Here is a 23,403-nt window from a genome sequence, read left to right as displayed (position 1 = left end):
GGAAGCGTCCCCCGCTCTTTCTGAAATCAGCTGTGCGTTTGATCCACGCTCGGCGGCAGAGGCTCGGCCGCAGCGGCGACATCGCGGGCGTGCTGCTCCTGCGCGCGCTTCTTCTCGATCATGCGGGCGAGCCAGATCGAAACTTCGTAAAGCAGGATCGTTGGGATCGCGAGGCCGATCTGCGACATCGGATCCGGGGGCGTGAGGATCGCGGCGGCAACGAAGGCGATCACGATGGCCCATTTGCGCTTGGAAGCGAGACCTTCCGCCGTGAGGAGGCCCACCCGCGCCATCAGCGAGGTGACCACCGGCAGCTGGAATACAAGGCCGAAGGAAAAGATCAGCGTCATGATGAGGCTGAGGTATTCCGACACGCGGGGGAGCAGCGAAATCTGCACTTCCTCGCCCGGCCCCACCTGCTGCATGGCAAGGAAGAACCACATCACCATGGGGGTGAAGAAGAAATACACAAGCGCGGCCCCGATCAGAAACAGGACCGGCGAAGCAATCAGGAACGGCAGAAAGGCAGCCCGCTCGTTCTTGTAAAGGCCGGGAGCCACGAACTTGTAGATCTGGGCTGCGATCATGGGAAACGCGAGCACCGTGCCGCCGAACATCGCGAGCTTGATCTGCGTGAAAAAGAACTCCTGCGGCGCCGTATAGATCAGTTCCACTTTGTCGGAGGCCATACCGGCCCACTGCGTCGCCCACTTGAAGGGGATCACCAGCAGTTCGAAAAGCTCCTTGGCGAAAAAGAAGCAGACGAGGAAGGCGACGAAAAAGCCGCCGATCGCCCAGATCAGCCGCGAGCGCAGCTCGATCAGGTGCTCGATGAGCGGTGCGGAAGACTTGTTGACGTCGTCGTCCGTGGTGCTCACGTCGGTGTTCCGGTTTCTTTGGCTTTGCGGGTACGCACCGGCTTTTCGGCGGAAGCGCCATTCAAGCCGTTGGATGGCTTGGGCGCGGTTGCAGCCTTGGGTCGTGCCGGTGCTTTGGCCGGTGCGGATGATGCACCGGTGGGACTCGCGGCTTTGGTGGCACGGGGCTTCTTGGCCGGCGCAGCCACGCTCGCCGTCGGGGCGAGCGTGGCTGTTGGCGCGACAGAAGCTGGTGGCGCGAGGGGAGCGACGGCGGGTGCCGTTGCCTCCGGCGAGGCCGCCGCCGGTATCGAGGAGTCCACTCCTGACCCGTTCTTCAACGGCTCGGATGCGGTCGGTTCCGTGGAGGCCGGCGTGCTCGGCACCGGCGTCTTGGGCCGCATGATCGAGTCGGCACCCGCACGGATATCGGCTGCCGCCTGCTCAACAGGGCTCAACGCTTGGCGAATCTGGTTCTTGGGGTTGAGCGCGCGCAGGTCGTTCATCGACTTGCGCACATCATCAAGGTCGGCCTCTTTCATGGCCTCGTCGAACTGCTTGCGGAAATCGCCCGCCATGGACGACATCTTTCCCGCGAACTTGCCGAAGGTGCGCAGCATCTTCGGCAAGTCCTTTGGACCCACGATCACGATCATCACGACCGCGATGACGAGCATCTCGGACCAAGCGAGCTCGAACATTGGTGCTTTACCGGCCTCTCAGGGCGTTGACGGGTTCAGGGCTTGGTCGCGTTGCGATCCGAAGCCACCACCGTTTCGCCGGGACGGTGGTCGACCGTGCGAGGATCACTGCGCGTGTCCTCGGCCGTATCGTCATCCGTCATGCCCTTCTTGAAGCTCTTGATGCCCTTGGCCATGTCGCCCATCAGCTCGGGGATCTTGCCGCGGCCAAACAGCAGCAGCACTACAACGAGCACGATCAGCCAGTGCCAGATCGAAAAGGAACCCATGATAACTCTCTCTCGAATGCTTCCCAGCTAGACAGGTAAGCGGTTTCGCCCGCCCATTCAAATTGTCTGCCGCCTCAATCAACACATCAGACATTTCAGGCAAGAGAAAGACCTCCTGCCGTCATGCAGACAATGCGCCGCAGTTGCGCGGATGTTTGTGGTCGGCAACGCTGCGATATCGCCACCTTTCCCGACCGATGCAGCGTTACCACGCGCGGATCGGTTTCACCAAGGGTTTGTCGCGCCGCCAGTGTGACCGGTGGCCTGATCACTCTTGCGTGCCTCCGGGCGGAAGCAGGCCGAGTTCTTCAAGATCCTGCGGCGTGAAGGCATCCTCGTCCTCGGCCGGCTCCTCGCCATCATTGGCCGGCGATGGAATTGAGAAGTTCTGCGGCAAACGGGTTGAAAGGAGCCCTGCTCCCTTCAGTTCCTCCATGCCCGGGAGGTCACCGATGTCGGCCAACCCGAAATGATCGAGGAACTCGGCGGTGGTTCCGTAGGTCACCGGACGCCCCGGTGTGCGGCGCCGGCCGCGCATGCGGATCCAGTTGCTCTCCAGAAGAAGGTCAAGCGTGCCCTTGGAGGTTTCGACGCCGCGCACGTCCTCGATCTCGGCTCGGGTCACGGGCTGATGGTAAGCGATCGTCGCCAGGACCTCGAGCGCGGCCCGCGACAGCTTCTTTTGCTGCGAGGCTTCACGTTGCAGGAGGTGCGCGAGATCGGGCGCGGTGCGAAACGCCCATGCCTCGCCCACACGCACGAGATTGACGCCGCGGGTGGCGTAAAGCTTTCCCAACTCCGCTATCGCGGCAGCGAAGGCGACGCCAGCCGGTAGGTGCTCTTGGAGGGCAACATGTGTCACCGGCTCGGCGCTGGCGAAAAGGAGTGCTTCCAGCACGCGCACCGCTTCGAACAAGCGTTGCTGTTCTACACCTGCATCGGTCGAGGTCGGGAAAGGAAGCGGGTCAGCCATGCTTACGGAAGGTCAGTCTCAGGTTCCGCGGCCTTGGGACCTGCGCGCATGAAGATCGGAGCAAACGGCGCGTCCTGGCGCAGGTCGATTCGCTGTTCCCGTGCAAGTTCGAGGCTGGCCGCAAAGGTACTCGCAATCGCCGTTGCGCGGTCCTGCGGTGGAACAAGATGGTCGAGAAGAAACTGGTCGAGCGTCTCCCAACGGTCGGAAGGTCCGATCAGCCGCTCCAGCACCGCCCGCGCTTCCTTTAACGACCACACGCCGCGACGTGCGATCCGGACATTGCTCACCGCCTGTCGCTGGCGCTGCGAAGCATAAGCAAGAAGAAGATCGTAAAGGCTCGCCTGAAAGGTCGTGCGCTGGCGGATTGCCACCGCTTCCGGCATCCCGCGGGGAAAGACCTCACGCCCGAGGCGTGGGCGCTCGTTCAAGCGAAAGGCCGCCTCGCGGATTGCTTCCAGTCGCAGCAACCGGAACTGAAGCCCGGCCGCGAGTTCCTCGCCGCTTTCTCCCCCATCGCCGCGCTGGGCCGGCAACAGGAGGCGGGACTTCAGAAACGCCAGCCACGCCGCCATCACGAGATAGTCCGCTGCAAGCTCCAGCCGGCCCATGCGCGAGTGCTGGATAAACAGGAGGTACTGCTCGGCCAAGGCGAGCACGGAAATGCGCGCGAGATCGACCCTCTGGGTGCGAGCGAGATGGAGCAGAAGGTCGAGCGGCCCTTCAAAGCCGTCGACATCCACCACAAGCTCCGGCTCCGCCGGCTCAACAACCGCTGAACGCGCCCAGTCGTCGAAGGCTTCGCCGGAACGACCCGTCTTCAAACCGATGTGGTTGCCCTGTGTCACGCCCGATCCGGTTCCAGCACACGGCCCGATCGCGGCCGGGCCTTTGGCAGCCTTATGCCACCATCTGCGTGAGCTCGGCAAATTCGGCGCGGGCTGCTTCCTCGATGCCGCCGTCGCTTGTGCCGAGGGGGGCAAGAGCGCGATGCGCACGTTCCAGCGAGCGCCCCAGAAGCCGCGGTGTTTCCGCTGCCACTGCTTCCATCTCGCCCATGTTGCCATTGCAATGGAGAACCACATCGCAGCCCGCCGCGAAGATCGCGCGCGTGCGGCTGGCGAAATCGCCCGACAGCGCCTTCATGGACACGTCGTCGCTCATCAGGAGGCCGTCAAAGCCGATTTCGCCGCGGATGATCCCTTCCACCACGGTGGGCGAGGTGGTGGCCGGAAGGTCCGGATCAATAGCGGAATAGATCACATGCGCGGTCATTGCCATGGCATGATCGGACAACCGCTGGAACGGCAGGAAATCGCGCGCGCGGAGCTCTTCGAGCGGCGTGTCTACCACCGGCAGGGCGAGGTGGCTGTCGGCAAACGCGCGACCGTGGCCGGGAATATGCTTCATCACCGGCAGCACCCCACCGGCGAGCAGCCCGTCGGCAGCCGCTTGGCCAAGCGACGCCACCACCTCGGGTTCGGTGCCATAAGCACGATTGCCGATCACATCATGGGCGCCTGGAACAGGCACATCGAGCACGGGCAAGCAGTCCGCGTTGATGCCGTAACGGAGGAGATCGAAGGCATGCAGGCGCGACAAAAGCCACGCCGCGCGAAGCCCTCGACGCTGGTCGCGGGCATAGATCTCACCCAGCAGCGAGGCGGGCGGGTAGTTGGGTGCGAGTGGCGGACGCAGCCGCTGGACGCGACCGCCTTCCTGGTCAAGGAAAACCGGCACCTCGGCCTGGTTGGTGCAGGCGCGCATAGCCGACACGAGCGCCCTCACCTGCTCGGCATCCACAATGTTGCGCGCGAAAAGGATAAAGCCCCACGGCTTATGTTCGCGGAAGAACGCTTCCTCTTCGGGGGTCAATGAAGGACCCGCGGCACCAAAGATGACAGCTTTGCAGTCGGACATGGAAAGGCAAACCCAAGTAAGAAAAAGAAGCCCGCTGCGACAGAACCGCAGCGGGCCTGGTCAGAAACGATCAGAACGACGGCGTCACTGCGATACGAAGCAGTTGCCGCCTGCGCTCTTGTAGCTGCTGCAGATCGTGTTGGCTTCAGACCGCGACGAGGCCTGGATCCGGACACGGTAATAGGTGCCCTTGCCCGCGATGTCGGCCTTCACGATGTTGACAGGCCGGCCTTCGAGCACGCTGGCGTAGCGCCGCGCCAGATCCTCATAGCTCGCTCGCGCGCTGGCTTCGCTCGGCTGGGAAGCAATTTGCACGGACCATCCGCTCGGCGGGGAAGCCGTTGTCACGGGTTCGGGTGTCGCGGACGGTGCTGGCTGCGGTTCGACGGCTGCCACTTGCGGTGCCGGTTCCGGTGCGGATGCAGGTTCCGCTGCGACCGGATCTTCGGCAGGCGCGGGTTCTGGAAGTGCGGGGGCAGCAACCGGCTGAGCGGCAAGGGGTTCGGCCGAAACAGCGGCTTCTGCGGCTGAAGCGACCTCAAGCGGTGCCGGAGCCGGCGCAGCCTCTTCGCGCGGCACCAAAGTTCCATCCGGCCGCACCACCATGGTCCGCACCCGGCGTGGCGCCACCGCGATCATTTCTTCGGGGATCGGCGACGACGCGTCGGCGGTGTCTTCGGGCAAGATCCGATCTTCGGCCTTCACCGTCCCGGTGGAATCTTCGCCGAAGTCTCCGGATGCGTCCTCACCTTCGAGAGCGGCAAGGCCGTCCAGCGGCGCCGAATCGGTGTCTTCCGGCTGGTTGATCGTGAGATCCACGGGTTCTTCCACGGAATTGATCAGGCGCTCCTGAGTCGGAACAGCGATCTGGCCAGAGCCCACGCGCTCATACACGGCGTTTTCCTGGTTCGGCACAACAATGCCGCCGGGGTTTTCTGGACGAACCTTCAGGGGATCAGCGTCGGCACGCACGATCGCTGGCTCGCCATTGCCAAGGTCGCTCGATGGCAGAACGAAATAGGCGACGCCGCCAAGCAGCGCAAGCAGGGCCACGGCACCGCCCAGCATCACTCCGCGGCGCTGCACCGGACGCGCGGAACGCGACTCGCGCATGGCCGGATTCGCGACGTAGGCCTCTTCTTCTTCGGGCTCATAAAGGCCTGCGCGCGACAGGCTCGAAGCAGACGCTCCACCGACAGCTGGCGCCGCTGCAGGAGCCATGTGGAAGTCGAAGCCGTCATCCCAGCTATTGGATGCGGCCGCGCGCTTCGGCTCTTCAGCCGGCTTGGCCGCAACGGGCTCTTCCCTCAACGCGTTGAAGGCTGACGTGAACTCGGCATCAAAATCGTCAAAGGCGGCAACTGGACGGTCTTCGCGGCCGTAATCGACCTCGGGCAGGTCGAGTTCGTCGGACGGGGCGACGCGCTGATCCACGAAGTCGACCGTTTCGATATCCGGCACATCCGCGTGCATGGCAGGCGCATGAACATGGGCACGCCGCTGCGGAGCTTGCGACGCATAAGCGGCTGCGACGGGTGCCGCGGCGTAATTGCCGACGCTGCGACCTCCATTCCAGTCGCTACCTTGCGCATCGTCATAACCCAGTTCTTCGGCAAGAGCAGCATCGAAGGCGCGTTCATTGAAGGGCTGCATGGGTTTGGGTTCCAGTGAAGGGGTGGCGGAGGAAATCTCCGCGGGATCAGGTTGGGCAACGGCGGATACATGCGGAGCGTCGTGATCATCCGGCGACGGCGCCTGGCCCTCTTCCGGCTCGTGTTGGCCAAACGCTTCGTCGGCCATCAGATCGTTCAACGACATTTCGAACCGATCGAGTTCGGCAAGAAAGGGATCATCGCTGACGCCGGCTGGCTCGGGAGAGGTTTCATCGGCCAATTCAGCAGTGCCCGCCTCAGCAGGGTGGCTCAAGCCAGCTGAAGCAAACGGAAGAACTTCCCGCTCGTGCTCCGGTGCGCCGAATGCGGACTGATGCTGCACCTCGACGTCGAAGAAATCCTGCGCCTGGTGCGGGTCCGCCGACCCATCTCCAGCGTCGAAGCTGGCTGCCTCATCTGTGGGCGCATCATCGGCATCAGCGGCAAGCACAGCCTCATTCAGCGCAACGTCGTCCGCCCACGTGTCATCGTCGAAGGCGCGGGTCGACTCAGCGGCTTCCGCCTCATCAGCCCCCAGAAGTTCGAACAACTGCTGCTCGAACTCGTCGTCGAAGCGTTCAGCCTGCTCAGGCTCGGCTTGGGAGACGGGGTCCGCCCGATCGTCGTGAGGCGCCAAGTCTTCGGAAGGCGCATCGGAGAACTCGGCGCCAGTGTGGAGCACCTGCGGTTCGTTCAGCGAAACGGCGCCTTCATCGGTCCAGCCTTCTTCCGCGGTGAACTGATCGCGCGGGGCAAAATCCGGCTCGGACGGCTGATGATCGGGAGCGGCGTCCTGCTCTGCAGCGGGCGCAGATGGCGTTGTTGCCGAACCGGACGGAAGGGAAAAGAGAGGCTCGTCGCGTTGTGGCTGCGGCCCCTTCACGCGTGATTCGCTTCCGCGCTCCCACGCTTCCAAAGCGGCAAAGGCGCGCTCCAGCTCATCATCATAGAAGGTCGACGCCGGTTCAGAGGTCGTCGACTCAGCTGCCGTTGGCTCTTCTGTTGTTGGCTCAGCAGCCTGCACAGCAGGATCGGCAGTTGCGGCCGGAGAGAATTCGGCATCCGCTTCTGGTGCGCTGAAAGCCTTGTCTTCGGTGAGAGCGGCCTCGAAGGCGGCCTCATCCACCGCAGGCACGTCGGCCACGCGGGTGTCCTCGGCGAAAACAGCGGCGTCGTCGTCGTCCGCGGCAACAGCGGCAGGGGCGTCGTCAACCTCGGCAGGCAAGTCGTAGGGCGAATTCAGGTCCGGCGCGCGTTCGGCGTCCAATGCAGCATGACCCGTCGGCTCCACCGATACGAAGGCGGCAGTCGGCAAATCAGCCTCATCCAAGCCAGGGACGGGCTCGTCTGCGGGCGCATTTGTGTCGGCGTGATCCTCGACACCGGGCTCTGCGACCTCGCTTTGCGGCGTGAAATCTCGCGGAAACTGAGCTTCCTGCGCGTGGACGTCCGAATTATCGCGTGCTTCTTCGGGCTCTCCGAAGTCGCCCATCAGTTCGCGCTCGAGGTCGATCTGAAAATCTGGCTCCGGATCTGAAGCCGGCTGCACTTTCACGCGTGGATCGAAGCCGATGATGCGGGTGAGTTCCGCAAACGGATCGTCTTCCGCGATCGGCGTCGCGGATGGGCTTCGAAGGGATGAAGTGCCTGCCATGATCTTTCCCGCACTCGCACTCGGTCGGACGCCGGCGACGTCGCTCAACGGGCTGCGCCCGTACCAAGCCTTTATGGGAAAAAGGTGGCAGCCGGCTCAGCGCATCTCTTCGGGCGCCTCCGCCCCCACAATCGCCAATCCCGATGTCAGCACATCCGACACCGCCTGCACCAGTCCCAGCCTGGCGACCGTCAATGTAGATTCATTAACCCTTACAAACCGTAAATCCGGATTGTCGGTGCCGCGATTCCAGTGGGCGTGGAAGCTGCTGGCGAGATCATACAGGTAGAACGCGATGCGATGCGGCTCCATGGCCTGTGCGGCGGCTTCGATCACGCGCGGATATTCGGCGAGCTTGCGGATCAGGGCAAGCTCCCCCGGATCCGTCAGGAGGTGCGTATTCTCGCTCAAGGCAGCGCGGTCCGGCCGATCAAGCCCAAGGTGCTCCTTGGTCTGGCGGAACACGGAATAACACCGTGCGGAAGCGTACTGCACGTAAAAGACAGGGTTGTCCTTGGACTGCTCCGTGACCTTGGCGAAGTCGAAATCCAGCGGCTCACCGTTCTTGCGATACAGCATCATGAAGCGAATCGCATCGCGGCCGACCTCGTCCACCACGTCGCGCAGGGTGATGAACTCCCCGGCCCGCTTGGACATCTTCACCGGCTCGCCATTGCGCAGCAGACGAACAAGTTGGCACAGAAGAACCGTAAGCTCGACCTGGCTGTCGGTAACCGCGCGCGCCAGCGCTTCCAGGCGCTTTACATAGCCGCCGTGGTCCGCCCCCAAAACGTAAACGAGCTCGTTGAAGCCGCGCGCATACTTGTCCTTCAGGTAAGCGACGTCGGCGGCGAAGTAGGTGTAGGCGCCATCCGACTTCACCAGCGGACGGTCGATGTCGTCGCCGACTTCGGTGGACCGGAACAGCGTTTGTTCACGATCTTCCCAGTCTTCCGGCTTCTGGCCCTTTGGCGGCGGCAGCTTGCCCTTGTAAACATGGCCCTTCAGCGTCAGGTCGCTGATGGCCGAGCGGATCGCCTTGGCATGATCGGCATGGAGCGTGCGCTCAGAGAAGAACACATCATGATGAACGTTGAGCGCCGCAAGGTCTTCGCGGATCATCCCCATCATGGCGTCGATAGTCTCGTCTGAAACCAGGGCGAGCGCCTCGTTCTCCGGCTTTTCGAGAAGTGCGCGACCAAACCGATCAGCGAGCGTCTGTCCAACCGGAACAAGGTAGTCACCGGGATAAAGACCGGCAGGGATGTCGCCGATGTCCTCACCCAATGCTTCGCGGTAGCGCAGGAAGGCGGATTGCGCGAGAACGCCGATCTGCGCGCCGGCATCGTTGATGTAATATTCCTTGGTCACCTCGCTGCCCGCGAAAGCGAGGAGATTGGCCAGCGCGTCCCCCACAACAGCGCCGCGGCAATGCCCGACATGCATCGGTCCGGTCGGGTTGGCCGACACATATTCCACGTTGATCTTGCGCCCGGCACCTGCCTTGGAGCGGCCGTAATCCGTGCCGGCCGCTAGTATGTCGCGTAGACGCGCCTGCCAGAAGCCATCGGCCAGGCGGATGTTCACGAAGCCCGGACCGGCCACCGAGACCTCAGATACATCCGGGTCCTTCGCCAGTTCGGCCGCCAGCTGTTCGCCAAGCTGGCGGGGGTTTGTGCCGACAGCCTTGGAAAGCACCATCGCCGCGTTGGTCGCAAGATCGCCGTGGTTGACGTCGCGCGGCAGCTCCACGGCCACGCGCGCCATGTCGAGCGGTTCGCCGCTCGCAGTCTTCAGGCCAAGCGCCTGCACCATATCGACGATACGCGCGCTGAATTCAGCGAAAAGGTTCATGCTCAACTCGGAAATGGGTTTTCGGCGGCGGGCTGATGCTGACCCGCATGGCTGAGGCGCGACCTAGCCCAGAACCGGCGTTCGGTCAAACAAGCGCCGGTGCTCCTTCAAAGCGTAGGTATCGGTCATGCCCGCCAGGAAGTCGGCCACATGTCGCGCCTTTACCGGTTCCTGCGCTCGATCCAGCCCTTCCCGCCAGCCTTCGGGCATGGCGCGGGGATCGTGCATGTAGGCGTCAAACAACTCGTACACGATGCGATCCGCGTCGGCTCGAACCCGCATGACCTCCGGGTGCCGATAAAGATTGGCGTAGAGAAAGCGCTTCAGGGCGGCCTCCGCAGCGGCCATGTCCTTGGAGAAGCCGATCAGGGTTTGCCCGGCACTATGGACATCCTCCACGCTTTCCAGCCGCAGGCGGCCGAGGTTGGCGGTGGCGGAGGTAATCACGTCCTCCACCATCAGCGTGATTTGGCGACGCATGAGTTCATGCGCCATTCGAACCGTGTCGAGTTGCGGGTAGCGCATCTTGACGGCGCGCAGAATGCCTGCGGTGAGCGGCACGTCTTCCAGCATTTCCAAGGTCAGGAGCCCTGCCCGCAAGCCGTCGTCTATGTCATGCGTGTTGTAGGCGATGTCGTCGGCAATCGCCGCGGCCTGCGCTTCGGGCCCGGCGAAGCGGTCCAGCTCGAGATCGTGCAACTCGTTGTAAACGGCGATGGCCTGCGGAAGTGGTTTCCCGATCGGTTCGCCGGCAGGGTCGAGCAGAGGCCCGTTGTGCTTCACGAGGCCTTCCAGCGTTTCCCAGCTGAGGTTAAGTCCGTCGAAGTCGGCATAGCGCCGCTCGAGCTTGGTCACCACGCGCAGCGATTGCGCATTGTGGTCGAAGCCTCCGAAAGGCTGCATCTTGAGGTTCAGCGCATCCTCGCCGGTATGGCCGAACGGCGTGTGGCCGAAGTCGTGCACCAGCGCCACTGCTTCCGCGAGGTCCTCATCCAGGCGCAGCGCACGGGCAAGCGCACGGGCAATCTGCGCGACTTCGATCGTGTGGGTGAGCCGCGTGCGATAATGATCGCCTTCATGGGCCACGAAGACCTGCGTCTTGTGCTTCAATCGGCGAAAAGCGGTGGAATGGATGATTCGGTCGCGGTCGCGCTGGAACGGCGTGCGGGTGGGGCTTTCGGGCTCATCCACGAAGCGCCCGCGCGTTCGGGCGGGATCGGTCGCATAGGAGGCGCGCGGCCGGTAACCAAAGCCAATGTCGGAGGCATCGAGGCTCAAGGGTTTTGCGTCCCGTTCTCGCAGGTTGTCCAGCGGCAGTTGACTAGCTTCAGGCCGGTTCATACCTATGAGGCGAAGGCCAGCGCAAGGTGACACCATGGGCACGGACGCCAAGACCCTGATGAAGGGCGTTGAACTGACGGACGCGGCAGCGCGGCGTATCAACAAGATCATCGCCAAGGAGCCGGACAAGGATGCGCTGCGCGTGTCCGTGGAAGGCGGCGGATGCTCGGGATTCTCCTACAAATTCGACCTGGTCCAGGGTCGCAACGACGACGACACGGCCATCGAGAAGGATGGCGCCACCGTTCTCGTCGACGAGATGTCGCTCATCTACATGGGCGGCTCCGTGATCGACTTCGTGGACGACCTGATCGGACAATCCTTCCAGATCCGCAACCCGAACGCGGTCGCGTCCTGCGGGTGCGGCACCAGCTTCACGATCTGATCTCGTGAAAATCGCGACCTGGAACATCAACGGCGTCAAGGCGCGCATCGACAACCTTCTTCACTGGCTGCGCGAAAGCGAGCCGGACATCGTGTGCCTGCAGGAGATCAAGAGCCTCGACGAGGGGTTCCCGCGCCTGGAGATCGAGGCGCTCGGATATCACGTGGAAACGCACGGCCAGAAGGGCTTCAACGGCGTTGCGATCCTGTCGAAGCTGCGCTTCGACGAGGTGAACCGCCGCCTTCCCGGAGACGAGGATGATGAGCAGGCGCGCTTCATCGAGGGCGTATTTTCCACCTCACGGGGGGCCTTGCGGGTGGTGTCGCTGTACCTCCCAAACGGCAACCCTGTTGGTACGGACAAGTTCAGCTACAAGCTGCGGTGGATGGAACGGTTCGAACGCTGGGCCGAAGAGCGGCTTGCCCTGGAAGAGCCGCTGATCCTCGGAGGCGACTACAACGTCATTCCGCAGCCGCTCGATGCGCGCTATCCAGACCATTGGCTGGACGACGCGCTGTTCCAGCCGCAAAGCCGCGCATCGTTTCGGCGACTCACCAACCTTGGCTTCGTGGATGCCTACCGGGAAGTGGATGACGCGAGCGGCGCTTACTCGTTCTGGGACTACCAAGCGGGGGCCTGGCAAAAGAACAACGGCATCCGCATCGACTTCCTGATGATGTCCCCGGAAGCGTCTGACCGGCTGGTGTCCGCCGACATTGAGAAACATGTGCGCGGCTGGGAAAAGCCTTCCGACCACGTGCCGGTAGTCGCCCATCTCGATGTGGTGCCAGTTGTTATTTAGGCATCACGTATCCGTGTAGGCGGAACTCTTTTGCTCGTGGCTCGTTGTTGGTGCAGTGACAGATCTTTCCCCCTCGGATCTGATCATCCAGTCAAGAACGGGTCGCGATTCCCCTGCCGCGGCCCGTTCTGCTTTTGCAAAGCAGCCATGTCTTGTCCGCGTGCGGCGGTGTGGCTACATGCGCGGCCATGAAAGTCAAAGACGCAGACATCCTCATCGTCCCCGGCTACACCAATTCCGGTCCCGATCATTGGCAGACCCGCTGGGAAGGTCGCTTGTCGACGGCCCGCCGGGTGGAGCAGGAAGAATGGTCCAAGCCCGTACGCGACGATTGGGTCGCGCGCGTGGCGAACGCCGTGAACGAGGCTGAACGGCCGGTGGTGTTCGTCGCGCACTCGCTCGGTATCCCCAGTGTCGTTCATGCCATTCCGCTTTTCCGGAAGCGGATCGCCGGCGCATTCTTTGTTGCGCCGCCGGATGTCACGAACCCGCAGATTCGGCCCAAGCACCTGATGACCTTCGGCCCCTACCCGCGTGACCCGCTGCCGTTTCCGTCAGTGACCATCGCAAGTCGCGATGATCCTTTCACGAGCTTTGAAGCCGCGGAGGACATCGCAGGTGCTTGGGGATCGTTGTTCATCGACGCCGGAAGTGCGGGCCACATTAACGCAGAGTCCGGCCATGGTCCCTGGCCGGAAGGCTCGATGACCTTCGCGAACTTCCTGACGAAGCTGAGCTAAGCCTTGAGCGATGCCCGCGCGGCGTCCAGCATGACCTTGGCGCCTGTGCGTACAAGGGCATGTTCCGTGCCGCAGGCGATCAGGCTGTAGCCCATCGATTCGAATCGCCCGCACAGCACGGGGTCCACCACATAAGTCGCCGCAAGCTTGTTTGCGGCTTTCGCGCGTGCGGCGATGTCGACAAACGCCCCCATCGCATCTTCAAGCGCCGGATCGACCAGCGTGCCGTTGCTCCATGCAATCGAGAAGTCGGAGGGGCCGACCAGGACGCCGTCAATACCGGGAACGGCCAGAATGCCGTCCAGCGCTTCGAGCGCCGGCCGCGTTTCGATCATCGCGATCGCCAACGTGTCCTGGTTGCCGTTGCGCAGCCAAGACAGCGCATCTCCAGCGTAACCTCGTCGCGACATCGCGAAGGTTGCGCCCCAGGAGCGCTCGCCCAAGGGTGGATACTTCATGGCAGCGGCGAAGACCTGCGCATCGGCCACCGAATTGATCATCGGCGCGATCACGGCTTCTGCCCCGAAGTCCAGGGCACGGCTTGCCATGTCGAAGCGGCCAACGGGGATCCGCACAAGCGCGTGCCTGTTTCGGCCCAACACCATAGGCAGCGAGCGCAGAACGCTGGCCTCGTCATGGCCGCCATGCTGCATGTCCAGCGTGACGGCATCGTAGGGCTGAGCTGCCAGCAGTTCGACGGTCAGAAGATCAGGAATGCCCGACCATGCCGTGATCAGCGTTTCCGTTTGCAGCCGATCCCGCAAGTTTGAAGGCAAGCGGGCGTCCGATCAGGCGCTGAGCTGGGCGATTGCCGTGCCCATCAGTTCCACCATCTTTTCGCGAATCTGGCCGTCGCTTTGCGCGACGTTGGCGGCATCGAAGTCGCTCCGCACCTTCCGGAAGACGTCTTCATCTCCGGCTTCCTGGAAATCGGCGGCCACGACGGTCTTGGCGTAGTCGTCTGCTTCGGAGCCTGTTTTGCCGAGATGCTCTGCTGCCCACAAGCCGAGCAGCTTGTTGCGCCGCGCCATCGCCTTGAAGCGCAGTTCCTCGTCATGCACGAACTTGCGCTCGTATCCGTCCTGGCGGTCCTTCATCGAGGTCATGTCGCGTCTCCATCGAAACCAGCGTCCGCTCCAATAGAAACTCGCGGCGTCCAAATCAAGCTGCGCCGCCGTGGACAACCCTTCTGAAACACGCCGCCCCCAATTTGTTGATTGAGGCTGCGGGTGCTATGCGATAGGACGCGCAATAACATTCTGGCAATGGCCGCCACGCCAAGGGGACGCGCTGCCATGCGATCTGCCCTTCAACCCCCGAGAAAGCCGAAATGAACCGACGCCGCCGCATTTATGAAGGCAAGGCCAAGATCCTTTATGAAGGACCCGAGCCGGGCACCCTGATTCAGTTCTTCAAGGATGACGCGACCGCGTTCAATGCGAAAAAGCATGAAGTGATCGACGGCAAGGGCGTGCTCAACAACCGCATTTCCGAGCACATTTTCACGCATCTCAACCGCATGGGCATCCCGACCCACTTTATCCGCCGCTTGAACATGCGCGAGCAGCTGATCAAGGAAGTCGAGATCATCCCGCTTGAAGTGGTTGTGCGCAACATCGCGGCCGGCTCACTGGCGAAGCGCCTTGGGATCGAAGAAGGCACGGTGCTGCCGCGCTCGATCATCGAATTCTACTACAAGGCCGATCAGCTCGACGACCCGATGGTCACCGAAGAACACATCACGGCGTTCGGTTGGGCGTCGCCGCAAGAGATCGACGACATTATGGCGCTGGCCATCCGCGTCAACGACTTCCTGTCGGGCCTCTTCCTGGGCGTCGGCATCCAGCTTGTCGACTTCAAGATGGAATGCGGCCGCCTTTTCGAAGGTGACATGATGCGCATCGTGGTGGCCGACGAAATCTCGCCCGACTCCTGTCGTTTGTGGGACGTGAACACGCAGGACAAGATGGACAAGGATCGGTTCCGCCGTGACATGGGCGGGCTGGTTGAAGCCTATCAGGAAGTCGCGCGCCGCCTCGGCATCATGAACGAGAACGAACCTCCGCGTCCGTCCGGTCCCGTGCTTGTTGCCGGCAAGGACACAAGCCGCGGCAAGCCACACTGATTTTTGGAGTTGGAATTGTGATCAAGGCACGCGTGACGGTCACGCTCAAAAACGGCGTTCTCGATCCGCAAGGAAAAGCAATCGAGGGCGCGCTTGGCACCCTCGGCTTTGCGGGCGTCTCGGGCGTGCGCCAGGGCAAGGTCTTCGACCTTGAGGTCGAAGGCGAAGACAAGGCAAAAGCTGAGGCCGACATCAAGGCAATGTGTGAGCGTTTGCTGGCAAATACCGTGATCGAGAACTATTCTATAGCGGTGAATTGACGGCGGGAGTTGCGAATGGCGGAAGTCACGAACAACCTGATCTACGAAGTGCTGAAGAAGATGCAGTCCGACATCTCTTCATTGGTTCTATCCGCCTGTCCATGATGGGCGTCCAAAACGACACTCACATTATCTATGGCGTCCTTGGCCGCCAGGAGGACCGCCTCGACCGCATCAAGCCTCGGCTTGAACTCCGTGAATTGGCAGAAGCACCGCAGGCACCCTACACGACATGAAATCAGCTGTTGTTCTGGCCCCCGGCCTCAATCGCGATCGTGACATGATCACGGCCCTGGCCCAGGTTTCCGGTCAAGCGCCGCAAACACTGTGGCAGACCGAAACCACGCTGCCTGACGGTTTGGACCTGATCGTCATCCCCGGCGGCTTTTCTTTCGGAGATTATCTCCGCTGCGGAGCGATCGCCGCGCGCATGCCAGTGATGCGGGCCGTGGCCGACGCTGCAGAGCGCGGCGTGATGGTGATGGGCGTGTGCAACGGGTTCCAGATCCTTGTGGAAGCGGGCCTGCTTCCCGGTGCCCTGATGCGCAACACCTCGCTGAAGTTCGTGTCGCGCGAAGTGAAGCTGGAGGTCGCCAATGCGAACACCGCCTTTACCCGCCGCTTTGAGCCGAACCAGGTGATCCGCTGCCCCGTGGCTCATCACGATGGCAACTACTTTGCGGACGGGGAAACGCTGGCGCGGCTTGAGGGCGAAGGCCAGGTCGCGTTCCGCTATGCCGAAGGCACCAACCCGAATGGCTCGATGAACGACATCGCCGGAATCGTCAACGACAAGGGCAATGTGCTCGGTCTGATGCCGCATCCCGAAAACCTGATCGAAGCTGCACATGGCGGCGAAGATGGTCGAGCCATCTTCGAAAGTGCTTTGGCCAAGGTCGCCTGAGCGAAACGTCACCGGCGGCAATCAGCCCGCGCACGAGGTTCTCGAGATGATCCGGGCTAGCAAGACCCTCACGCTGTTCTTGGCCCTGTCGGCAACAGCAGCCCTCGTCGCGTGCCAGTCGGACAAACCCGCCGAAGCTCCAAGACCGGCATCGGGCAAGAGCGCTGCTTTACGCAACATGGAACAAGTCTCGATTGCGGCTTATCGCTGCTGGTTCGGCTCCAAGGATCCTGCCTTTGCGCGCTACAGCTTCGCCAATGAACTCGACTCGATGAGCGGACGTCCTCGCTTCCTACTTGTTCCCAAGAACAATTATGGCGGTCGCCCCTTACTTGTCGTACAGGCCGAAGGCGCTTCAGGCCGAGTGGATAGCTTCGGACCGCTTCTTGCTGAACCACTCGGCAGCCGCATCAACGCCGATCTCGTCCGCTGGAGCAGCGGCAACGACACTTGCGGCGCCAGAACCTGACGTTGGACAGAATGATACAGAACACCCGCCCGATCACGAACGAGCTTGTTGCTTCGCACGGCCTCAAGCCTGACGAGTACCAGCGTATTCTTGATCTGATCGGACGCGAACCAAGCTTTACCGAGCTTGGCATCTTTTCGGCCATGTGGAACGAGCATTGCTCTTACAAGTCGTCCAAGAGATGGCTGCGCACGCTCCCAACGTCCGGTCCGCAGGTGATCCAGGGGCCCGGCGAGAACGCCGGGGTGGTGGATATTGGCGATGGCGACTGCGTGGTCTTCAAGATGGAGAGCCACAACCATCCTTCCTACATCGAACCGTACCAGGGTGCGGCAACCGGTGTGGGCGGGATCCTCCGCGACGTCTTCACCATGGGCGCGCGCCCGATCGCGGCCATGAATGCGCTGCGCTTTGGCGCCCCGGATCATCCGAAAACACGCCACCTTGTGTCCGGTGTCGTTGCGGGGGTCGGTGGCTACGGCAATGCCTTCGGCGTGCCGACCGTGGGCGGTGAGGTCAATTTCGACCCGCGCTACAACGGCAACTGCCTGGTGAATGCCTTTGCCGCCGGGTTGGCGAAGACGGACGCGATCTTTTATTCCAAGGCGGAAGGCGTTGGCTTGCCGGTCGTCTATCTTGGCGCCAAGACCGGCCGCGACGGTGTGGGCGGCGCGACCATGGCGTCCGCAGAGTTCGACGAGAAGATCGAGGAAAAACGCCCAACCGTTCAGGTTGGCGACCCCTTCACCGAAAAGTGCCTGCTGGAAGCCTGCCTTGAGCTGATGGCGTCGGGCGCGGTGATCGCCATTCAGGACATGGGTGCGGCCGGTCTCACCTGTTCCGCCGTGGAGATGGGCGCCAAGGGCGACCTCGGCATCGAGCTCGATCTCGACAAAGTGCCGGTCCGCGAAGAAGCGATGACGGCCTACGAGATGATGCTTTCCGAGAGCCAGGAACGCATGCTGATGGTGCTGCGTCCCGAGCAGGAAGAAGAAGCGCAGGCGATCTTCCGCAAGTGGGGCTTGGACTTCGCCATCGTTGGAAAGACCACGGACGATCTGCGCTTCCGGGTCATGCATCAAGGCGAGGAGGTCGCGAACCTCCCCATCAAGCAACTCGGCGACGAGGCGCCGGAATACGATCGCCCGCTGGTTGAGCCCACGGCGCGCGCGCCGCTGGCCCCTGACGACATTCCCCAGACCGACGTTGCCGACGCTCTGCTCAAGCTCCTTGCTTCTCCGGACCTGTCGTCGCGTCGCTGGGTCTACGAGCAATACGACACCTACATTCAGGGCAACGGTCTGCAGCGCCCGGGTGGGGATGCCGGCGTGGTGCGGGTGGAAGGCCACGCTAAGAAGGCACTGGCCTTTTCCTCCGATGTGACGCCGCGCTACTGCGAAGCGGATCCGTTCGAGGGGGGCAAGCAGGCGGTTGCCGAATGCTGGCGCAACCTGACGGCAACAGGCGCCCTGCCCCTGGCAGCAACCGATAACCTCAACTTCGGCAATCCGGAAAAGCCTGAGATCATGGGGCAGTTCGCGGCCGCCGTTAAAGGAATCGGTGAAGCTTGCCGGACCCTCGAGTTCCCGATCGTGTCTGGCAACGTGTCGCTCTACAACGAAACGAATGGCCAGGCGATCCTACCCACACCCACGATCGGCGGCGTCGGGCTCCTGAGCGACTGGAGCCGCATGGCCCGGATCGGCTTTGCCGCCGAAAACCAGCCAATCCTCCTCGTTGGCGCGCCCAGGCAATGGGGCAGCCACCTCGCGCAATCCATCTATATGCGCGACCTACATGGCCGCACGGATGGTCCGCCGCCGCCGGTGGATCTCGCACAAGAACGCAAGGTCGGTGACTTCGTACGCAGGTTGATCGAGCGCGGGCTGACGCGGTCGGTGCACGATGTGTCTGATGGCGGGCTGGCTGTCGCCCTCGCTGAAATGGCCATGGCGTCTGGCATCGGCGCCGCCGTGCCCGGTCTGGAAGACATCGATCCTGTTCCCGTGTTTTTTGGCGAGGATCAAAATCGCTACCTCGTAGCGATGGATCTCGATCCACAGGACGGCGCGCTGGAGGACATCTGGCGGGAAGCCGAGGAGGCTGGTATCTTTGCGCCATGGATCGGCACAACGGGCGGCAGTGACCTGAAGCTCGGGCACTCGCGACGCGTGGCCGTGTCGGACTTGATCGCAGCGCACGAATCCTGGTTTCCTTCCTTTATGGAAAATGAGGTTTGACCTAATGCCAATGGATGCGCGCGATATCGAGGCGATGATCCGGCAGGGGATTCCGGATGCCAAGGTGACGATCCGCGACCTCGCCGGCGATGGCGACCACTACGCGGCGGAAGTGGTTGCGGAAAGCTTCCGTGGCAAGTCGCGCGTTCAGCAGCACCAGATGGTCTACAAGGCGCTGCAGGGGAACATGGGCGGTGTCCTCCATGCGCTGGCCCTGCAAACTAGCGCGCCGGACTGAGCAACGCCCATGCGCGCCGTCTTCTTCGATGTGGACGGCGTGCTGCTCCACAGCTTCTTTCATCCCGATCCCGCCAAGCGACGTCGGTGGGACGACCATCTCCTGGAAGATGTTGGTATTGCGCCGGAACAGCTGAACGGGTTTTTCGAAACCCGCTTCAACGCCGCGATGCTCGGCCAGACCTCGATCATCACCGAACTGGACGCCTATCTGCCAACCATTGGCTATGTGGGTTCGTCGCTGGACTTCCTGTCCTACTGGCTGATGCGCGACACGCATATCAACTTGCCGCTGCTGAACCTGATCCGTCGGCTGCGGACGCGGAGCGACGCGGCGCTCTACATCGCCACCAACCAAGAACACATCCGCGCCTTTCACCTGTGGAACGAAGTCGGCTTGAGGCACTACTTCGACGACATGTTCCATGCCGCACGTCTTGGCGTGAGCAAGAGCGACGCCGCTTATTATACAAAGGTCGAGGAGGTCGTCGGCGGAGACGCCGAAGCGCCGTTGATCTTCGACGATTCCGAGCGCGTCATTGCGGCCGCCGGCAGCGCCGGATGGGAAACGGTGCTGTACCACGACCTCAAGGACTTCACCGATCACCCTTGGATCGCGGACCGACTGGGGATAGCCGGTGCCTCACCGCTTGCCGAAGGCAGCGTTGCGGAGGACGGTGGCGAAGACATCGTGGATTATCTTTGAGGGCTTCCGTGCGCAGTGTTCTTTTTGGCTTGCCTTTGCTTGCTGTCCTTGCCGCTCCAGCGTGGGCGGAAGAGCCCACCTGCCATTCCGTGGCCGGTTATGATGTCCTGGAGGTGGAAAACACCGAGGGCATCGGCACGCGCTTTGCCGTGAAGGCCGGTACAAACGGCTCGGCAGCAGCGGGCTGCAAATTCAAGGAAGCGGAGGCCGATTTCGTCGTTGGATCGGAGGACGACCCCTTCCACTTCGAGGCAATCACCGACCGCTATCTGATCATGCGGCGCTCGTGGGGACCACAGGGTCAACTTGTCATCTACGATCTCGACGCGCGCGACATCGTGCTCGACGCGCTTTCAGATGAAGCCGTTATTGACGCGACCGGTGCCACGTTCTGGGAGCGCATCGATGAAGGGACGCCGGCAAATTGTCCGCAGTTCGAAGAGTACAAGGCCGACGGGTTCGGCGCGGACATTGCCGTGGAAACACGCTTCGACTTCGCGACTGCCACCGCCACTGCGAGCAACAACACGCGCTGTGACCCTTCGCAATAGCCGCCTCGCGGCGGCGTTGCTTCCGGCCAAGGCGTGGCTTACATAAGCGCAGATGTTTGACACCGGGCCTTCAACCCGGCAGTGAAAGGACCCCCTGATGACCGCCATCAACCAGTTCATCGACAATGAAGTGAAGAGCAACGACGTTGTTCTTTTCATGAAGGGAACGCCGGGGTTCCCCCAGTGCGGCTTTTCCGGCCAAGTGGTTCAGATCCTCGATTATCTCGAGATCGACTACAAGGGCGTGAATATCCTCACCTCCGACGAGTTGCGGCAGGGCATTAAGGAATATTCCCAGTGGCCGACCATTCCGCAGCTATACGTGAAGGGCGAGTTCGTCGGCGGCTGCGACATCATCCGCGAAATGTTTCAGGCGGGCGAATTGCAGACCTTCCTGAACGAAAAGGGTGTTGCCGCAAAGGCTGCCTAACAAGATCTGCGCGGCTGGACCAGCGGCGCTGACCATACTTGTAATATTCTGATCGCAATCGGGGCGCGTATGGCCATACGCGCTCCTTTTGCGCTTACCCGATTCTTTTCATCCTTTCCCGGCGACCCGCCGGGGCGCAGTGCATACTTGATTGGACATCCTATGGATCAACCTGTTGCGGCTGCAACGGCTTACGTCGCGCAGGACGGAAAGCGACGCATCGGCCGAATGGAATTCATTGCCCTTTGTGCGGCGATCATGGCTTTGAACGCGCTGGCGATCGACATCATGCTGCCCGGTCTGCAGCAGATCGGCGCCAGCCTGGGCGTTGAAAGCGAAAATAACCGGCAGTTCGTAATCACGGCCTATCTCCTCGGATTCGCCGTGGCACAGCTCGCCTTCGGCCCCATCTCCGACCGCTTTGGCCGAAGGATTCCGCTGTTGCTGGGGATCTCCACCTATGTCGTGGCAGCCTTCGCCGCGGCCTTCGCGCCCACTTTCGAAGCGCTGCTTCTTTTGCGTGTCCTTCAGGGCATTGGGGCCGCGTCCACACGCGTCATCGTCGTGTCGATCGTCCGCGACGTGTTCGGTGGACGGGCCATGGCTGAAGTCATGTCGCTGATCTTCATGGTCTTCATGGTCATCCCGGTGGTTGCGCCGAGTCTGGGACAAGGCGTGATGCTGTTTGCCGACTGGCACATGATCTTCGTGTTCATGGCGGTGCTTGGAGCGACCGCGCTGTTCTGGCTGGGAACGCGCCTGCCCGAAACACTGCGCCCCGAAAACACCCGCGCCCTTACCTTGAACTCGATTACCAGCGGCTTCCGCATCGTGGTCACCAATCGCATGTCCCTCTGGTACTCGCTGGCGTCGACCTTCGTGTTCGGCGCGCTGTTCGGGTTTATCAACTCCGCGCAGCAGATCTATGTTGGGGTGTATGGTTTGGGCGTGTGGTTCCCGCTGTTGTTTGCGGCAATCGCGGGAATGATGGCGGTTTCGTCCTTCCTCAATTCACGTCTCGTGGGTCACCTAGGAATGCGCCGCTTGTCGCATGGAGCGCTGTGCGGCTTCGTCCTTGTCAGCGCCCTCTGGTACCTAGCCTCCCTCGCCGGTCCGATGCCGCTTTGGCTGTTCGTGATCTTTTTTGGAGCCTGCATGTTCCAGTTCGGCTGGATCGGCTCCAACTTCGGCGCCCTGGCGATGGAGCCGCTCGGCCACCTCGCAGGCATGGCCTCTTCCGTGCAGGGCTTCGTGACGACGCTCGGAGGCGCGCTGATCGGGGCTTATATCGGCCAGGCTTTTGACGGCACGGTTCAGCCGATGATCATCGGCTTCCTTACCGTTGGCGTCATCGCGCTCTGCCTCGTCCTGATCGCCGAACGCGGCAAACTGTTCAGAACCGTCAGCCAACCCATCGAGCCGGTTGTGGGGGGCGGTCACTGACCCCCTTGGGTGGGCGACAAAGCGGCGAAATCAAACAGGCTACGGTCGAGCAGATGGCTCGGCCGCACATTCGTCATCGCGCGGATCATGGTGTCCTTGCGCCCCGGCATCCGGGCCTCAATGTCGGCCAGCATCGCCTTCATGGCGTTGCGCTGAAGGCCGTCCTGGCTGCCGCAAAGATCACAAGGGATGATGGGGAAAGCCATGGCTTCCGCCAGCTTGCTCATATCGCTTTCGGCGCAGTAGCTGAGCGGCCGCAGAACCAGCAGGTCGCCCTCGTCGTTGAGCAGCTTCGGCGGCATCGCAGCCAGTCGGCCCCCATGAAAGAGGTTCAGGAAAAAGGTTTCAAGGATGTCTTCGCGGTGATGGCCAAGCACCAGCGCCTGGCAGCCTTCCTCCCGCGCTACCCGATAAAGGTGGCCGCGGCGCAGCCGTGAACAGAGCGAGCAATAGGTGCTCGTTTCCGGCAGCTTGTCCGTCACCACCGAATAGGTGTCCTGGTATTCAATCCGATGCGGAACGCCATGGTGGGCGAGGTAGTCCGGCAGGATGTGCTTGGGGAAGTTCGGCTGGCCCTGATCAAGGTTGCATGCAACAAGCTCGACCGGCAGCAGTCCGCGCCATTTCAGATCAAGAAGCAGGGCGAGGAGGCCATAGGAATCCTTGCCGCCGGATAACGCGACCAGCCAGCGGTCGCCGGGTTTCGCCATCGCAAAGTCTTCAAGTGCCTGGCGAACATTGCGCAACAAACGCTTGCGGAGCTTGTTGAAACCGACGGATCCCGGCACGTCGCGGAACATTGGATGGCAGGCGGCGTCGTCAAACGACACGGCTGGATCTGGCGCGACATGAAGGTTCATCCGGGCTTCCCCTTGAGCATCGTTGGCGAC

At 62.2% G+C, this 23,403-nt stretch carries 25 protein-coding genes; 13 read left to right on the top strand and 12 right to left on the bottom strand.

Features of this window, described 5'->3' with window-relative positions:
- Positions 1-26: 26 nt before the first annotated feature.
- The 9 genes from tatC to J5Y06_RS14175 all read right to left on the bottom strand — a co-directional run bounded on the left by tatC (position 27) and on the right by J5Y06_RS14175 (position 11,158).
- Positions 27-878 carry a twin-arginine translocase subunit TatC gene (gene tatC, locus J5Y06_RS14215; RefSeq protein ID WP_209335837.1) on the bottom strand — a complete coding sequence of 284 codons (852 nt, stop codon included), beginning with the start codon at positions 876-878 and terminating at the stop codon, positions 27-29.
- A complete protein-coding gene (tatB, locus tag J5Y06_RS14210; RefSeq protein WP_209335836.1) occupies positions 875-1,558 on the bottom strand; it encodes a Sec-independent protein translocase protein TatB in 684 nt (227 codons plus the stop codon). The genes tatC and tatB overlap by 4 nt, the downstream gene beginning before the upstream one ends.
- A 35-nt stretch (positions 1,559-1,593) precedes the next feature.
- Positions 1,594-1,827, bottom strand: a complete 234-nt coding sequence (locus J5Y06_RS14205; protein WP_209335835.1) for a twin-arginine translocase TatA/TatE family subunit — start codon at positions 1,825-1,827, stop codon at positions 1,594-1,596.
- A gap of 268 nt (positions 1,828-2,095) precedes the next feature.
- On the bottom strand, positions 2,096-2,800 hold the full coding sequence (scpB, locus tag J5Y06_RS14200; protein WP_209335834.1) for an SMC-Scp complex subunit ScpB: 705 nt from the start codon (positions 2,798-2,800) through the stop codon (positions 2,096-2,098).
- 2 nt (positions 2,801-2,802) lie between these two features.
- Positions 2,803-3,648 (bottom strand): segregation and condensation protein A, encoded by an 846-nt coding sequence (locus J5Y06_RS14195; RefSeq protein ID WP_209335833.1) that lies wholly within the window; start codon positions 3,646-3,648, stop codon positions 2,803-2,805.
- A 52-nt stretch (positions 3,649-3,700) separates the two neighbouring features.
- Positions 3,701-4,720, bottom strand: a complete 1,020-nt coding sequence (nagZ, locus tag J5Y06_RS14190; protein ID WP_209335832.1) for a beta-N-acetylhexosaminidase — start codon at positions 4,718-4,720, stop codon at positions 3,701-3,703.
- An 84-nt stretch (positions 4,721-4,804) separates the two neighbouring features.
- A complete protein-coding gene (locus J5Y06_RS14185) occupies positions 4,805-8,026 on the bottom strand; it encodes an SPOR domain-containing protein (protein WP_209335831.1) in 3,222 nt (1,073 codons plus the stop codon).
- 96 nt (positions 8,027-8,122) lie between these two features.
- The gene (gene argS, locus J5Y06_RS14180; protein ID WP_209335830.1) at positions 8,123-9,880 is read right to left on the bottom strand and encodes an arginine--tRNA ligase; all 1,758 of its coding nucleotides are present in this window, start codon (positions 9,878-9,880) and stop codon (positions 8,123-8,125) included.
- Positions 9,881-9,943: 63 nt separating this feature from the next.
- Positions 9,944-11,158, bottom strand: coding sequence for a deoxyguanosinetriphosphate triphosphohydrolase (locus J5Y06_RS14175; RefSeq protein WP_209335829.1), 1,215 nt, complete (start codon positions 11,156-11,158; stop codon positions 9,944-9,946).
- A 97-nt stretch (positions 11,159-11,255) separates the two neighbouring features.
- On the opposite strand from J5Y06_RS14175, the gene erpA reads away from it, so the two are divergent.
- The 3 genes from erpA (at position 11,256) to J5Y06_RS14160 (ending at position 13,148) form a co-directional block, all read left to right on the top strand.
- On the top strand, positions 11,256-11,606 hold the full coding sequence (gene erpA / locus J5Y06_RS14170) for an iron-sulfur cluster insertion protein ErpA (RefSeq protein WP_209335828.1): 351 nt from the start codon (positions 11,256-11,258) through the stop codon (positions 11,604-11,606).
- A 4-nt stretch (positions 11,607-11,610) separates the two neighbouring features.
- Positions 11,611-12,408, top strand: a complete 798-nt coding sequence (gene xth / locus J5Y06_RS14165) for an exodeoxyribonuclease III (RefSeq protein ID WP_209335827.1) — start codon at positions 11,611-11,613, stop codon at positions 12,406-12,408.
- Between the two features lie 188 nt (positions 12,409-12,596).
- Positions 12,597-13,148: an RBBP9/YdeN family alpha/beta hydrolase gene (locus tag J5Y06_RS14160; RefSeq protein ID WP_209335826.1), complete on the top strand. Its 552-nt coding sequence runs from the start codon at positions 12,597-12,599 to the stop codon at positions 13,146-13,148.
- Here J5Y06_RS14160 and J5Y06_RS14155 read toward each other — a convergent pair.
- Entirely contained in the window at positions 13,145-13,924 is a 780-nt protein-coding gene (locus tag J5Y06_RS14155; protein WP_209335825.1) for an HpcH/HpaI aldolase family protein, read from the bottom strand. The two genes, J5Y06_RS14160 and J5Y06_RS14155, sit on opposite strands and share 4 nt — an antisense overlap.
- Positions 13,925-13,936: 12 nt before the next feature.
- Positions 13,937-14,254, bottom strand: coding sequence for a DUF1476 domain-containing protein (locus tag J5Y06_RS14150; protein ID WP_209335824.1), 318 nt, complete (start codon positions 14,252-14,254; stop codon positions 13,937-13,939).
- Positions 14,255-14,478: 224 nt separating this feature from the next.
- Between J5Y06_RS14150 and purC the strand changes: the two genes are divergently transcribed.
- From purC to J5Y06_RS14095, 10 genes are all read left to right on the top strand, one after another.
- Positions 14,479-15,273, top strand: coding sequence for a phosphoribosylaminoimidazolesuccinocarboxamide synthase (gene purC / locus J5Y06_RS14145; RefSeq protein WP_209335823.1), 795 nt, complete (start codon positions 14,479-14,481; stop codon positions 15,271-15,273).
- 17 nt (positions 15,274-15,290) lie between these two features.
- The gene (gene purS / locus J5Y06_RS14140; RefSeq protein ID WP_209335822.1) at positions 15,291-15,533 is read left to right on the top strand and encodes a phosphoribosylformylglycinamidine synthase subunit PurS; all 243 of its coding nucleotides are present in this window, start codon (positions 15,291-15,293) and stop codon (positions 15,531-15,533) included.
- Between the two features lie 232 nt (positions 15,534-15,765).
- Positions 15,766-16,437, top strand: coding sequence for a phosphoribosylformylglycinamidine synthase subunit PurQ (gene purQ, locus J5Y06_RS14130; protein ID WP_209335821.1), 672 nt, complete (start codon positions 15,766-15,768; stop codon positions 16,435-16,437).
- Complete coding sequence (locus tag J5Y06_RS14125) at positions 16,382-16,906, top strand: hypothetical protein (protein ID WP_425348071.1); 525 nt, start codon at positions 16,382-16,384, stop codon at positions 16,904-16,906. The genes purQ and J5Y06_RS14125 overlap by 56 nt, the downstream gene beginning before the upstream one ends.
- 11 nt (positions 16,907-16,917) lie before the next feature.
- Positions 16,918-19,146: a phosphoribosylformylglycinamidine synthase subunit PurL gene (gene purL / locus J5Y06_RS14120; protein WP_209335819.1), complete on the top strand. Its 2,229-nt coding sequence runs from the start codon at positions 16,918-16,920 to the stop codon at positions 19,144-19,146.
- A gap of 4 nt (positions 19,147-19,150) precedes the next feature.
- Positions 19,151-19,384 carry a BolA/IbaG family iron-sulfur metabolism protein gene (locus tag J5Y06_RS14115; RefSeq protein ID WP_209335818.1) on the top strand — a complete coding sequence of 78 codons (234 nt, stop codon included), beginning with the start codon at positions 19,151-19,153 and terminating at the stop codon, positions 19,382-19,384.
- 9 nt (positions 19,385-19,393) lie between these two features.
- Positions 19,394-20,089 carry an HAD-IA family hydrolase gene (locus J5Y06_RS14110; RefSeq protein ID WP_209335817.1) on the top strand — a complete coding sequence of 232 codons (696 nt, stop codon included), beginning with the start codon at positions 19,394-19,396 and terminating at the stop codon, positions 20,087-20,089.
- An 8-nt stretch (positions 20,090-20,097) separates the two neighbouring features.
- Positions 20,098-20,640, top strand: coding sequence for a hypothetical protein (locus J5Y06_RS14105; protein WP_209335816.1), 543 nt, complete (start codon positions 20,098-20,100; stop codon positions 20,638-20,640).
- Between the two features lie 97 nt (positions 20,641-20,737).
- A complete protein-coding gene (gene grxD, locus J5Y06_RS14100; RefSeq protein WP_209335815.1) occupies positions 20,738-21,070 on the top strand; it encodes a Grx4 family monothiol glutaredoxin in 333 nt (110 codons plus the stop codon).
- Between the two features lie 219 nt (positions 21,071-21,289).
- Positions 21,290-22,513, top strand: a complete 1,224-nt coding sequence (locus J5Y06_RS14095; protein ID WP_209335971.1) for a multidrug effflux MFS transporter — start codon at positions 21,290-21,292, stop codon at positions 22,511-22,513.
- On the opposite strand, the gene ttcA is transcribed toward J5Y06_RS14095, so the two are convergent.
- Positions 22,507-23,373 (bottom strand): tRNA 2-thiocytidine(32) synthetase TtcA, encoded by an 867-nt coding sequence (gene ttcA, locus J5Y06_RS14090; RefSeq protein ID WP_209335814.1) that lies wholly within the window; start codon positions 23,371-23,373, stop codon positions 22,507-22,509. The two genes, J5Y06_RS14095 and ttcA, sit on opposite strands and share 7 nt — an antisense overlap.
- Positions 23,374-23,403 lie beyond the last annotated feature (30 nt).

It is taken from the genome of Tianweitania sediminis (genome assembly GCF_017813335.1).
GTDB lineage: Bacteria > Pseudomonadota > Alphaproteobacteria > Rhizobiales > Rhizobiaceae > Tianweitania > Tianweitania sediminis.
Note: the sequence above shows the minus strand (reverse complement) of the source record. Positions and strands in the feature narration are given on the sequence as shown.

Coding starts and splice junctions, on each gene's coding strand:
- J5Y06_RS14185 (WP_209335831.1), bottom strand. CDS start 8,026: ATGGCAGGCACTTCATCCCTTCGAAGCCCATCCGCGACGCCGATCGCG.
- argS (WP_209335830.1), bottom strand. CDS start 9,880: ATGAACCTTTTCGCTGAATTCAGCGCGCGTATCGTCGATATGGTGCAG.
- J5Y06_RS14205 (WP_209335835.1), bottom strand. CDS start 1,827: ATGGGTTCCTTTTCGATCTGGCACTGGCTGATCGTGCTCGTTGTAGTG.
- J5Y06_RS14115 (WP_209335818.1), top strand. CDS start 19,151: ATGCCAATGGATGCGCGCGATATCGAGGCGATGATCCGGCAGGGGATT.
- ttcA (WP_209335814.1), bottom strand. CDS start 23,373: ATGAACCTTCATGTCGCGCCAGATCCAGCCGTGTCGTTTGACGACGCC.
- grxD (WP_209335815.1), top strand. CDS start 20,738: ATGACCGCCATCAACCAGTTCATCGACAATGAAGTGAAGAGCAACGAC.
- purC (WP_209335823.1), top strand. CDS start 14,479: ATGAACCGACGCCGCCGCATTTATGAAGGCAAGGCCAAGATCCTTTAT.
- scpB (WP_209335834.1), bottom strand. CDS start 2,800: ATGGCTGACCCGCTTCCTTTCCCGACCTCGACCGATGCAGGTGTAGAA.
- J5Y06_RS14150 (WP_209335824.1), bottom strand. CDS start 14,254: ATGACCTCGATGAAGGACCGCCAGGACGGATACGAGCGCAAGTTCGTG.
- nagZ (WP_209335832.1), bottom strand. CDS start 4,720: ATGTCCGACTGCAAAGCTGTCATCTTTGGTGCCGCGGGTCCTTCATTG.
- J5Y06_RS14125 (WP_425348071.1), top strand. CDS start 16,382: ATGGCGGCGAAGATGGTCGAGCCATCTTCGAAAGTGCTTTGGCCAAGG.
- purL (WP_209335819.1), top strand. CDS start 16,918: ATGATACAGAACACCCGCCCGATCACGAACGAGCTTGTTGCTTCGCAC.
- erpA (WP_209335828.1), top strand. CDS start 11,256: ATGGGCACGGACGCCAAGACCCTGATGAAGGGCGTTGAACTGACGGAC.
- J5Y06_RS14110 (WP_209335817.1), top strand. CDS start 19,394: ATGCGCGCCGTCTTCTTCGATGTGGACGGCGTGCTGCTCCACAGCTTC.
- tatB (WP_209335836.1), bottom strand. CDS start 1,558: ATGTTCGAGCTCGCTTGGTCCGAGATGCTCGTCATCGCGGTCGTGATG.
- J5Y06_RS14160 (WP_209335826.1), top strand. CDS start 12,597: ATGAAAGTCAAAGACGCAGACATCCTCATCGTCCCCGGCTACACCAAT.
- purQ (WP_209335821.1), top strand. CDS start 15,766: ATGAAATCAGCTGTTGTTCTGGCCCCCGGCCTCAATCGCGATCGTGAC.